This is a genomic window from Sessilibacter sp. MAH1, from assembly GCF_054658315.1.
Window position 1 is genome coordinate 14,357 of sequence record NZ_BAAGIC010000006.1, and the last position, 12,880, is coordinate 27,236.

Annotated in this window: 6 protein-coding genes and 2 tRNA genes; 6 read left to right on the forward strand and 2 right to left on the reverse strand. The window is 42.9% G+C overall.

What is annotated here, in order from left to right; all coding sequences use genetic code 11:
- Nucleotides 1–23 precede the first annotated feature (23 nt).
- From ACYQ28_RS07785 to ACYQ28_RS07795, 3 genes are all read left to right on the forward strand, one after another.
- Entirely contained in the window at nt 24–1,715 is a 1,692-nt protein-coding gene (locus tag ACYQ28_RS07785; RefSeq protein WP_460049463.1) for an efflux RND transporter periplasmic adaptor subunit, read from the forward strand.
- Nucleotides 1,712–4,912: an efflux RND transporter permease subunit gene (locus tag ACYQ28_RS07790; protein WP_460049462.1), complete on the forward strand. Its 3,201-nt coding sequence runs from the start codon at nt 1,712–1,714 to the stop codon at nt 4,910–4,912. Before ACYQ28_RS07785 ends, ACYQ28_RS07790 begins: the two co-directional genes overlap by 4 nt.
- A gap of 281 nt (nt 4,913–5,193) precedes the next feature.
- On the forward strand, nt 5,194–5,652 hold the full coding sequence (locus ACYQ28_RS07795) for a GNAT family N-acetyltransferase (RefSeq protein WP_460049483.1): 459 nt from the start codon (nt 5,194–5,196) through the stop codon (nt 5,650–5,652).
- A gap of 647 nt (nt 5,653–6,299) precedes the next feature.
- On the opposite strand, the gene ACYQ28_RS07800 is transcribed toward ACYQ28_RS07795, so the two are convergent.
- Both ACYQ28_RS07800 and ACYQ28_RS07805 read right to left on the reverse strand, forming a co-directional pair.
- Nucleotides 6,300–6,376 (reverse strand) — tRNA-Asp (locus ACYQ28_RS07800).
- Nucleotides 6,377–6,414: 38 nt separating this feature from the next.
- A tRNA-Val gene (locus ACYQ28_RS07805) sits at nt 6,415–6,490 on the reverse strand.
- Between the two features lie 518 nt (nt 6,491–7,008).
- Between ACYQ28_RS07805 and ACYQ28_RS07810 the strand changes: the two genes are divergently transcribed.
- The 3 genes from ACYQ28_RS07810 (at nt 7,009) to smc (ending at nt 12,807) form a co-directional block, all read left to right on the forward strand.
- The gene (locus ACYQ28_RS07810) at nt 7,009–7,557 is read left to right on the forward strand and encodes a cytochrome c-type biogenesis protein (RefSeq protein WP_460049461.1); all 549 of its coding nucleotides are present in this window, start codon (nt 7,009–7,011) and stop codon (nt 7,555–7,557) included.
- Nucleotides 7,557–8,837, forward strand: coding sequence for a c-type cytochrome biogenesis protein CcmI (gene ccmI, locus ACYQ28_RS07815; protein WP_460049460.1), 1,281 nt, complete (start codon nt 7,557–7,559; stop codon nt 8,835–8,837). Before ACYQ28_RS07810 ends, ccmI begins: the two co-directional genes overlap by 1 nt.
- 463 nt (nt 8,838–9,300) lie before the next feature.
- Entirely contained in the window at nt 9,301–12,807 is a 3,507-nt protein-coding gene (smc, locus tag ACYQ28_RS07820; protein ID WP_460049459.1) for a chromosome segregation protein SMC, read from the forward strand.
- Nucleotides 12,808–12,880 lie beyond the last annotated feature (73 nt).

The following is a 12,880-nucleotide window of genomic DNA, read 5'->3' on the forward strand; positions in this document are numbered from 1 at the left end:
GAGGCCAATTCAGGTATTTAAAAATGAACAATTTATTTTCGATTAAATCGTTACTGTTAGTTAGTGTGGGGGCGGTAGTTGGTATTGTCGGCTACAGTCTTTTAGCTACTCTCACCATGACTGCCGCAGGCGGTTCGGCAGATGCAGCAGATGATGAGCCTTTGTATTGGGTTGCACCTATGGACCCGAATTTTAGACGCGACGGGCCCGGAAAATCACCCATGGGTATGGATTTAATCCCGGTTTACGCCAATGCACAACAAAGCCAAGACGTAGGCACCGTACAAATTAATTCGCAAATTGTGAACAGTATTGGTGTGCGAACTTCGCGTGCAGTAGTCAGAAATTTACCGACAGAAATTCAAACGGTGGGTTATGTAACCTACGACGAAGATCAATTAGTGCATATGCATCCGCGCGTTGAAGGTTGGATTGAAAAGTTATACATCAAGGCGGCGGGTGACCCAGTTGAAAAAGGCGAACCGGTTTATTCGTTGTATTCGCCACAATTGGTAACGGCGCAAGAAGAGTTATTACTGGCATTGAACCGCAATAATACACCGTTAATTAAAGCGGCCGAAGAACGCTTAAAAGCCTTACAGGTGCCAGAAGGCTTTATTGCAAAAATAAAAAAACAACGCAAAATTGAAAACAACGTAATTTTTTCTGCTCCGCAATCAGGCATTATCGATAACCTAAACATACGCGAAGGTTTTTACATTAAACCAGGTTTAACTTTATTGAGTATTGTTAATTTAGATTCTGTCTGGGTAGAGGCTGAAGTATTTGAACGTCAAGCGCGTTTAATTGAAGTTGGTGAGCCGGTGATTATGACTCTAGGATTTGACACTACCAAAGAGTGGGCTGGAGAGGTTGATTATATTTATCCTGTGCTTGATGAAAAAATGCGAACACTGCGTGTGCGTTTAAAATTTAAAAATCCAGAGTATCTATTAAAACCTAATATGTTTGCCGACGTAAAAATATTGGGTAATTCAAAATATAAAGCGCTTACTGTTGAGAAAAGTGCCGTTATTCGTACCGGTGATCAAGCGCGAGTCGTACTTGCTAAAGGCAATGGTGAGTTTAAATCTGTAGAGGTTAATATTGGTCGCGTTGAAGGCGAATACACTGAAATTCTCTCGGGCATTTATGAGGGTGAAAAAGTTGTCACCGCAGCACAGTTTTTATTGGATTCTGAGTCTAGCAAAACGTCGGATTTTAAACGCTTAGACAGCGATGTTGCGCGTAAGCCTTCGATTGCGGAAACGCGTGGTGAAATATTAGAAATTGACGCAGAAAATAATCAGCTAACGATTCACCGTGAAGCCATCGAAAAATGGAATCGTCCAGCGGCAACCGTAGATTTTATTTTAGAAGCGCCTTATCAAATTCAAGATTTTGCTAAAGGGGATTCTTTAACATTTAAATTTTTGGTGAGCAGTGGCGAGTTTATTATATTGGATATTCTGGATCATAAGCCCTCGGACTTGCTTCAGGGTATGAATGCTCACGAAAACATGACAATGGAATCCAAGGCTTTGATGAGTTCAGAAACCATGGATTCAAAGAGTATGAATTTAGAGGCCATGTCTGCCGATAAGGCAAAATCAATGGAAGATTCAACCATGGAAATGCCAGACTCTAATAATTCATCCAACGAACACAACCACACCGAGCATAATCACGCTGAGAATAATGGTGGCCAATTATGATTGAAAAAGTTATTTATTGGTCGATTCAAAATCGTGTTTTAGTTTTGTTAGCAACGGTTATTTTAAGCGTTGGCGGTTTGTACTCGGTGAAAAATACACCCGTAGACGCCATACCGGATCTGTCGGATGTACAAGTCATTATAAAAACCAGTTATCCGGGCCAGGCGCCGCAAGTTGTGCAAGATCAGGTTACTTATCCATTAACCACAGCCATGTTATCGGTTCCGGGCGCGCAAACGGTTCGAGGATTTTCGTTTTTTGGTGATTCTTACGTTTATATTATTTTTGAAGATAAAACCGATCTCTATTGGGCACGTTCACGCGTTTTAGAATATTTAAACCAAGTTGCGCCACAATTACCGGCAAATGCATCGCCACAATTAGGGCCGGATGCCACCGGTGTGGGCTGGGTGTATTTATACGCGTTAATTGATAAGACTGGTCAGCATGACATTAATCAGCTTAGAAGCTTGCAAGATTGGTTTTTAAAATTTGAACTGCAATCGGTACCCGGTGTTGCTGAGGTCGCAACCGTTGGCGGTATGGTAAAACAATATCAAGTTGAGGTTGATCCCGAGCGATTGCGCGCCTTTGATATTCCGCTCACGCATATTCAAAATGCCATTCGACAAGCAAACCAAGAGGTCGGTGCTTCTGTAATTGAGTTGGCGGAGGCCGAATATGTGGTTCGCGCTTCGGGTTATTTAAAGTCAGAACAAGACCTTAGCAATATTCCGCTGGGAGTAAGCGGCCAAGGCACGCCACTGTTGCTTAAAGACGTTGCGACGATTTCTGTTGGCCCACAAATGCGTCGCGGTATTTCCGAGTTTAACGGTTTGGGTGAATCGGTAGGTGGAATTGTGGTGATGCGTTTTGGTGAAAATGCACAACAAACCATCGATGCCGTTAAAGAAAAAATTGAGGCACTAAAAAGCAGTTTACCGGCTGGGGTAGAGTTGGTGCCTGTGTATGATCGATCAGAATTAATCACTTCGGCCATCGATAATTTGTGGCAAAAACTCGCCGAAGAATTAATCATGGTGGCGGTTGTATGCATTGTGTTTTTAATGCATTTAAGGTCATCGCTGGTCGCTATGATTAGTTTGCCAATTGGTATTCTTACCGCATTTATTGTTATGCACTGGCAAGGTCTTAACGCCAATATCATGTCTTTAGGTGGTATCGCGATTGCAATTGGTGCCATGATTGATGGTGCCATTGTAATGATTGAAAACCTTCATAAACATTTAGAAGACTATTCTAAAAATAATATTCAGCTCACGAATCAAGAGCGCTGGAATTTGGTCGCTAAATCTTCCGTTGAAGTTGGTCCAGGACTCTTTTTTAGTTTGTTGATTATTACCGTGAGTTTTTTACCGGTATTTACGCTAGAGGCGCAAGAAGGAAAAATGTTTGCGCCACTTGCGTATACCAAAACCTTTGCCATGGCAGCCTCTGCTGCGTTGGCAGTGACGCTTGTGCCGGTGTTAATGGGTTATTTTGTGCGCGGTAGAATTCGTACCGAGCAAGAAAATCCCATTAATCGTTTTTTGATGAATAGTTATCGCCCCTTGTTAAAAAGGGTACTTAAATTCCCTAAGCTAACCTTAGCGGTATTTATTGGTGTTTTGATTTCGGGAGTTTGGCCGTTATTTAATATTGGCAGTGAGTTTATGCCAGAATTAAACGAAGGCGATTTAATGTACATGCCGACGACTTATCCTGGTGTGTCCATTGGTAAAGCGCGTGAAATTCTTCAACAAACCGATAAATTAATAAAAACAGTACCTGAAGTAAAAACCGTTTTCGGTAAAATTGGTCGGGCTGAAACCGCCACAGATCCTGCGCCCTTAACCATGATTGAAACCTTTATTCAGTTTAAAGACAAAAGTGAATGGCGTGATGGTTTGACATTTTCGGATTTAAAATCTGAATTGGAATCTATCGTCCAGGTTCCCGGCTTAACCAACGCTTGGGTAATGCCGATTAAAACCCGCATAGATATGCTGGCAACTGGTATTAAAACTCCCGTGGGTTTAAAAATTGCCGGTCCCAATTTAAAAACTATTCAAGGCATTGGCGAACAGGTAGAAAACCTGCTGGGAGATTTTCCAGGCACAGCATCGGTTTACTCCGAGCGCGTTGCTGGAGGTCGATATTTAGAAATCGATTTAAAACGCGAGCAGGCCGTTCGCTTTGGTTTAAATATTGACGATATTCAACAGGTCATTTCTACGGCTGTGGGCGGTGTTAACATCACACAAACCGTTGAAGGGTTAGAGCGGTATCCGGTGAATATTCGTTATCCGCAAGCGTATCGTGACTCACCAGAAAAACTCGAATTGTTGCCTATTGTTACCGAAAGTGGTCAACGTATTGCACTTGCCGATGTTGCTGACATAAAAATTGTCGAAGGGCCACCTAACATTAAAAGCGAAAATGCTCGTGTAAATGGTTGGGTATTTATCGATGTAGCGGGTGTAGATTTAGGTACCTACGTTACCACGGCAAAAGATTATTTGAATGAAAATCTAGATTTGCCGGTGGGTTATTCTGTTACGTGGTCTGGTCAGTTTGAATACCTAGAGCGTGCCAAAGAAAAACTCACTTACGTAATACCCTTAACCATCGCCATTATTATTGTGTTGCTGTATCTAAACTTTAAATCCTTTACGCAGGTTACCATGTTGCTACTGACATTACCGGTGGCGTTAGTTGGTAGTTTATGGCTGATGTACATATTGAATTTTAACTTCTCAATTGCCGCAGGGGTTGGATTAATAGCGTTAGCCGGTGTTGCTGCCGAAACGGGCGTTATTATGCTAGTGTATTTAAATCAAGCATTTAAAGATCACGTGATACAGAATAATAATCAACAAAAAATCGGTGAAGGTGACGATAATGTAATCCTAAAAGAATATTCAAAAAATGACATTGCCGAAATTATTGTCGAAGGTGCCTCTAAACGCGTTCGACCTGTGATCATGACTGCCGGTGCAACCGTAATAGGTTTAGTCCCTATTTTGTACGGAACCGGTACCGGTTCAGAGGTAATGAGTCGACTCGCTGCGCCTATGGTGGGGGGAATGTTGACAACAATTTTATTAACACTATTTGTATTGCCCGTGGTTTACTTGTTAGTTACTAAAAGTGTTAGCGCAACGCCGGTAATGAGCGAAGAAAACCAGAGCTCTTAATTAAGAAAATAATATTTCTTCTGGCTAAGGGAACTCTAATTTGCTGTTCTTTGATTTAATCGAAGAACAGTAATTGAGTTTTGCGACGTATTCCTCTGTGATAGGAGGCTTTAGAATAATCAGAGTTTTCTCTTTTAGCATTAACGCGAAAGCTATTTTAAATTGCATCTTAATGCTACAAAAGTAATTGCTTTTTTTGCTGCGAAGCTTTTGGATTAATTATGAATATATCTATAAGAAAGTATAAATCAACAGATGCTACTCAGTTTTATTAGGCGGTCATTGAATCTGTAGATCATGTATCTCGTTGGTTGCCTTGGTGTACAGAAAACTATTCCTTCTCTGACGCTCAAGATTGGTGTAACTCGGCACTGACAGTATGGGAAAACGATACTGACTACAGATTTATTATTGAAGATAACAACACTAGAGCAATACTAGGTTCGGTTGGATTTAATCAAATAGTCAAACAACATAAAATAGCGAATTTAGGATATTGGATTCGTAAATCAACAGCCGGTAAAGGTGTGTGCACAACAGCTTGTCGTTTAGCAATTGATTACGCGTTTTCAAAATTGGATATTTATCGAATAGAAATTCACGTGCATCCTGAAAATACCGCTAGTAATACGGTAGCTTCAAAACTTGGTGTATACGAAGGTACTTTTCGTAATAAGCTGGTATTACATGGCAAATCGGTAGCGGCAAAATGTTATTCTGTAATACCCGGAGACATTTAATAGAAATATAAGCGTGTCAAATAGCCGTTAATGATTGGTATATGAATGGATTTAACGAAAATAAAACTCTTCTCGATGGGTTCCCTACCGAATTCTTAGTGCGCTGCCCAAAGGCCGACAAACAAGCTCGCATAGCCATAGTGCTCCTAATAAAGAGGGTTTTGTTTACTCCTACTACGGTAATTTGCAAGATTGGCAAAATACACAACCAAGTATTCAATTATGGGCCCATAACAAAGGCCATTTGGAAGGGTTAGAAAATTACGTAAGTGTAAAGCTTTGTGAACACAAGCAAGACGATTTAAATGGCTGGCGTAACAACAGTTTGGCCTAAATGGATTAAAGTAGCAAAACTCCGAGTGGAAATTTTAAATACGATTCAGAAATTGCAAGAAAACATTGGATAAAATAATTACTAACGGATTCTCATTGGGGGTTCGTTTTTCAATACTAAAAATACAATCAATGTACTGAAGTAATGACTTTGATGTATTTATTGTTCGAAGATATTAAATGGGAATTTTTTGAAAACTGTTGAAGTGATTGAACAGCTTAATTTGCACAGCTGAAAATTCTTCTAATTAATTCTGTCTGTTTTCGCAGACATAAAAAAAGCCTCAATAAATGAGGCTTTTTTTAGAATTAAGTGGCGGACCGGACGGGGCTCGAACCCGCGACCTCCGGCGTGACAGGCCGGCATTCTAACCAACTGAACTACCGGTCCGCATACTGAACTCATTTACCAGGTAGTTCTTTGGTAAATGGTGGGTGGTACAGGGGTCGAACCTGTGACCTACGGCTTGTAAGGCCGTCGCTCTCCCGACTGAGCTAACCACCCCTCGTCAGGAGCCGCGTATATTACTGATAAAAAAATCCGAGTCAACAAAAAATTCTAGAAAAATCATTTAAATATAATGTCTGTTGGTATTTTCTTCGCCTTGTTCAAGTTGTCGTCAGCTTTTACTGATATCATCGGTCTCGGTGGAGTTTGATGCCATCCTTGTTATAATTCGAAAAATTAACATCATGGCAAATGCATGAGGAAAATCTTTTTCAAGCATTTATAGGGCGATATCTGTAATTGATATTCAATTTATACCTTAATGCCATTTTCTGATTTTTTATTAAAGACGGTAGTTTTAATTTTTTTACGATGGTGTTGGTTATAGGTTTGATGGTAAAACGGTGTCGCTTCTATAATAGGGGCTTATCGAGAAGTTAGAGCTACTAGGCACATGGTGAGACTGATATTACCGATTACGGTTAGCTGTTGCTCATAATATAGATTGGAAGCAGTTCGATAGTGTTAGTTACGGTGTTTAGGTGGTTGAATTTTGTTAACAAAAGGAGTCCAAGGTGAACCCTACAGTATCGGTGACTTGGTATTTTAATATGGAATTTGTTCGTAGCTATTTAGCTCGTATTTTGGGTACGGCGTTACTGCTCTTGGCTGTGTTGTTCGCCAACTCGGTATACGCGGTGGTTGAAATTTACGAGTTTGATTCTGTTGAGCAAGAAAAGCTCTATCAAAGTTTGGCCAGCGAATTGCGCTGTCCTAAATGTCAGAACCAAAATCTTATTGGTTCGGATTCTCAGATCGCTAAGGATTTGCGTGCAGAGGTTTATCGCTTATTAAAAGAGGGTAAAACCGGCCCTGAAATTAAAGAATACATGGTTGCGCGTTATGGTGAGTACGTATTGTACAAGCCTAAGTTACAAGGTAAGACTTACATTCTTTGGTTTGGCCCGGCTGTTTTGTTGTTAATTGGTGTGAGTGTTTTGGCGATGATTGTCAAACGCCGCAAAACCACAGAGGTCGTCGAGACAAACACCGAAATCTCTGATCAAGAACAAGCCCGTTTGCAAGCGATGCTTAATAACCCAGAATTCAATGGAAAAGACTAATGTTAAATTTTTGGTTAGCCGTCGCGGTATTGGCTGTTCTTGCTGCTGTTTTTGTTGCTTGGCCGTTATTACGCAGCCGAGGTAGAAATCTAGCGAACGAATACAATCGAGAAGGTGAGAACGTCGTTCTTTATAAGTCTCATTTGGCCGAGCTTGAGCAAAGTTTTAAAAATGGCGAAATAGAAGAGGCGGTGTTTAAGCAGCTAAAAGCTGAGCTTGATCTTTCTTTGCTAGAAGATAATTTCACAACCAGTGAAATTGTTTCTAAACGCGGTTTGAGTAAACCGGTCTTGATCATCTCTCTAGTGCTGGTGCCTGCGCTGGCACTGAGTTTTTATTTGTCCCGTGGCGAATTCGACAACGTTGAGCTTTCGCAGCTGATGAAAGCCCAAGAAAACGAACTTATTGAGGCGTTTCGTGCAAATCGAGATGCCAATCCTAAGGTTACTCAGGATGTTGTTGAGAAGTTAAAAGACTTGCTCGAAAAAGATCCTGATAATCTTAAAAACCGCTATATGCTTGCGCGTAATTACGCCGAGTTAGGTGATTTTCGATCGGCCATTTCTGCGTATCAAGCTATATTGATTAAGCGACCAAAAGATTCTCGCATCATGGCGGAGTTTGCTCAAACCGTGTTTTTTGCCTCTGGCAATCGAATGATTCCCGAGATTGAAAGTTTGGTGAATCGCGCTCTTGCGATAGATCCCGATAACACATTGGCACTGAGTATGTCGGGCATTGCAGCAATGCAAAATAGTCGTTTCCAAGAGGCTATTGATCAATGGACACGTGCGATAAATTTCTTAGGCAATGATCCCGATGTTGCAACCTTGCAAGCCGGTATCAATCGCGCTCGCGAGTTGTTGGTTGAGTCCGGACAAGAAGTTGCCGAAACCACGCCTGCAACTACTGATTCTGCGACTACTGATGCTGAGCCGTTGAAAGTCGTCTTGAATGTAGCTCTGTCAGAAGGGGTGCCATCTGAGCCAGAGCAAACCGTTTTTGTGTACGCGCGTGCTTGGAATGGTCCTAAAGTACCCTTAGCCATTCAACGTATTAAGGTTTCTGATTTACCAACCCAAATCACTCTAGACGAATCTATGTCTATGGTGCCAAACATGAATTTGCGATCGGTTGATCAGCTAGAGTTGGTTGCCAGAGTCAGTCCTGACGGTAGCCCAATCGCAAAAGCTGGTGATTGGCAGGGGGCGATTGGGCCGGTAACTCAAGATCAATTGAGCCAAGGTTTTGATTTGCTAATTCAGAATCCAGTTAACTGATTTACCCAAGTTTATATCGTAAAAGCTCAGTGGTGATTCTGTTGCCGCTGAGCTTTTTGATTTTTGGGTGTGCTCAAATGTTAGGGCAGTGGTTGTTTTGTTTAGAGCTGTAATAAGCTCTTGTTGGTTACCATCTGATCGTATAATACTTTTGTGCTAGTTTGATCGATCATAAAAAATGTCAGAATTTTGTCTCATAAATTCGAAATTGACTAAAATGAAAGTAAATGAGTAAAAAGTCATAAAATCGTCACCTAAACCTTCGACAGACGCTTTTTATACGGGTATAAAAGCCCACCCAAAAACGCAGTCAAATGATTGAATTGAAATGATTTTTTAGAACGATCAATCACTTTATTAAGCGCGTCTTATGCGTTGTGCTGTCGTTTGTGAACGAATATGTAGAATTTGTCTGAATACTCAGGCCGATTACCAGACTATTAAAGAGTGAAATAACCTAATTATGCGGCTCAAGTGCATTAAGCTTGCTGGTTTTAAATCCTTTGTTGATCCAACCACCGTTTATTTTCCGAGTAATTTGTGTGCGGTTGTGGGGCCAAACGGTTGTGGTAAATCAAATATCATCGATGCCGTTCGTTGGGTAATGGGTGAGTCTTCGGCGAAAAACCTTCGTGGCGAGTCGATGACGGATGTTATTTTTAACGGATCGGGCAATCGCAAACCTATTGGTCAAGCCAGTATCGAATTGGTTTTTGATAACAGCGACGGCACCATCATTGGTGAGTTCGCCAGTTATAACGAAATTTCTGTGCGCCGAAAGGTTACCCGTGATGGTCAAAACAACTACTACCTTAACGGTAATCGCTGTCGCCGCCGTGACATCACCGATTTATTCTTAGGTACCGGTCTTGGGCCGCGCAGTTACGCAATCATCGAACAGGGCATGATCTCAAAGCTTATTGAGGCAAAACCAGAAGATCTGCGTGTTTTTATTGAAGAAGCTGCTGGTATTTCTAAGTACAAAGAGCGCCGTCGCGATACCGAAAATCGTATGCGACGCACCATGGAAAACCTTGAGCGTTTGACAGACTTACGCGAAGAGCTAGAGCGACAGCTGTCACGCTTGGAGCGTCAAGCTCAGGCTGCGGAAAAATACACCGAGTACAAAAAGCTGGAGCGTCAATCTAAGGCTTGGCTACAAGCGCTGCGCTATAAAGAGCTAGATCAACAAGCTCAGTTGAAATCCGGAGAAATTACCGAGCTTGAACTCAAAGTGGAAAGCTTTGTAACCGATCAAGTCAGTACCGATACCCAAATTGAGCGCTACCGTCAAAACCATACCGAAGTGGGCGAGACCTTTAACGAAGTACAAGGTCGTTTCTACTCGTTGGGCAACGATATCGCGCGAATCGAACAAAGTATTCACCATACCGAAGAGCGTTCTCGTCAGCTGAAAGCTGATTTGCAGCAGGCCGAGCAGGAATTCAACGAAACTAAAGAGCATCTAGAAAGTGATCGTGAGCGATCTGAACTGTTGCAAGTTGAGTTGATGGGAGTTGAGCCTGAAATGGAACTGCTTGCTGAAACCGAAGAGGTTTCAAGCGAAACATTGGCCGAATCAGAAGAGCAAATGCGCGCCTGGCAAACACGTTGGGATGAATTCAACCAAACGTCTGCGGCGCCCCGTCAGCAGGCCGAGGTGCAACAGTCTCGCATTCAGCATCTAGAGCAAGTTCAAACCCGATTGAATCAACGTATCGAACGACTGCGCGAAGAAAAATCCGGTTTGTCTGCGGTTGAAGGTGAAGAGAACTTAGAAATTCTGCGCGAAAAAATCGCCGAAATGGAATTAATCGGCGAGGAGTATGCCGAGCAATCTGAGCAGTTTAGCGATCAATTGCAATCTAAGCGGGCCGACGTAGAAAGCTTACGCAATAAGCTCGATGATGTACGCGCGCTTATTCAAACCCAAAAAGGACGCTTGGCTTCGTTAGAAGCACTTCAGCAGGCCGCGTTAAGTCAATCTAGTGCTGCGGTTGATGAGTGGCTTGAAACTCACAATTTAAGATCAGCGCCAAAGCTTGCCGAAAAAATCCAAGTAACCGATGGCTGGAATTTGGCGGTGGAAACCGTTTTAGGGGCCAATTTACAAGCCGTCGCTACCGACGCTTTTGATGAATTTGCCAGCAGTCTTGAAGCCTTCAACGATGGCAACTTATTTTTGGTTGACGGAAAAGCATCGGGTCAACATAGCGCCAGTGCCGATCTCGATTTGTTGAAATATGTTTCTGGATCAGACGCCTTGCCATCTTTACTTGCTGGTGTACAGGTGGCCGAAACTCTTACCGATGCACTGACACGACGAGCCGGATTGAGCCACGGTCAATCGATTATTACCCGTGATGGTATTTGGATTGGCTCAAATTGGGTTCGTGTTAAGCGTGAACATGACGCTGGTGCTGGCGTTTTAGCGCGTCAGCAAGAGCTTGAGTTGCTTTCTGAAGATCTTCATGAGAATCAAGAGGTTGCCGAAGATATCTCAAGTCAACTTGAGGATGCTTTGGGCGCAGTTAAGGATCTTGAGCGTAAGCGTGAAGACGTCCGCCGTGAAGCCGATACTCATAACCGTCAACGCAGTGAGCTTGCAGCGCAGCTTAGCGCTCAACAAGTTCAAATCGAACAGATTTTGGTGCGCCGTCAACGTGTTGATCAAGAAATCAATGAAGCACTAACCCAACAACATCAAGAGAGCAAAAATCTATCCGAAGCGAGAGCCATTTTAGAAGACGCTATTGAGGCGATGGAAAACGATTCCAGTCAGCGTGAATCCTTAATGGCTGAACGCGATCGAATTCGCCAAGCATTGGAAGACGCACGAGTTAAGGCGCGAGAAAATAAAGATAAGTCGCACCAGTTAGCGATGCAGTATCAATCTTTAAAAACTCAACTAGATTCAATTCGGTCTTCTTTGAGTCGAACCGAGCAATTGCACTTACGAGCCAAGGAGCGTCGTGAGTCGCTGCTTGAAAATATCGAAAATACGCAAGATCCGGCAGAAGAGCAGAAGTCTGAGTTGGAAGCTCTGTTGCAAAAACGCATGTCGGTTGAAGCCGAATTAACCGCAGCAAGAACCGCGGTGCAAGAGGTTGAACATCAACTGCGTGAGTTAGAACAGTCTCGCGGTAAGGTCGAGCAAACTCTTGCTCAGGTTCGCGGGGTACTTGAAAAGGCGCGTTTGTCTGCTCGTGAGTTAGAGACCAAGCGTGAATCTGCACTCGAACAGTTAAAAGCCGAGAGTTATGAGTTAGAACAAACCCTCGCCGAGCTCGCCGATGACATTACCGAAGATTCTTTGGTTAGCGAAATCGAAGGTTTAGAGTCGAAAATTTCACGCCTAGGTGCGATCAACCTGGCGGCGATTGATGAATATAAAACCGAATCAGAACGTAAAAATTATTTAGATCGCCAAGATGCCGATTTGCGTGACGCACTAGAAATGCTGGAAAATGCAATCCGCAAAATTGACAGGGAAACCCGAACTCGATTTAAAGAAACCTTCGATCAAGTTAACTCTGGACTGCAAGAGCTATTTCCAAAAGTTTTTGGCGGCGGCCATGCTTATCTGGAGCTCACCGGTGATGATTTGTTAGATACCGGGATCGCCATCATGGCGCGCCCTCCGGGCAAACGAAACAGCACCATTCATTTGCTCTCCGGTGGTGAAAAAGCACTTACGGCAATTGCATTGGTCTTTTCGATTTTCCGTTTGAATCCGGCGCCGTTTTGTATGCTCGATGAGGTTGATGCGCCGCTTGACGACGCTAACGTGGGTCGTTACGCACGTATGGTTGAAGAAATGAGTTCACAGGTTCAATTTATTTACATCACCCATAATAAAGGGGCGATGGAAATGGCGCAGAACCTTCTCGGCGTTACCATGCACGAACCCGGCGTTTCGCGACTGGTTTCGGTGGATGTCGAAGAAGCAGCAGAATTGGCGGCGAGCTAAACACGGTTTATCGAGCTTGCATAAGAATACACATTACTCACACCAGGTGTTTTGGTGTTTGTCAGAGGCAGTT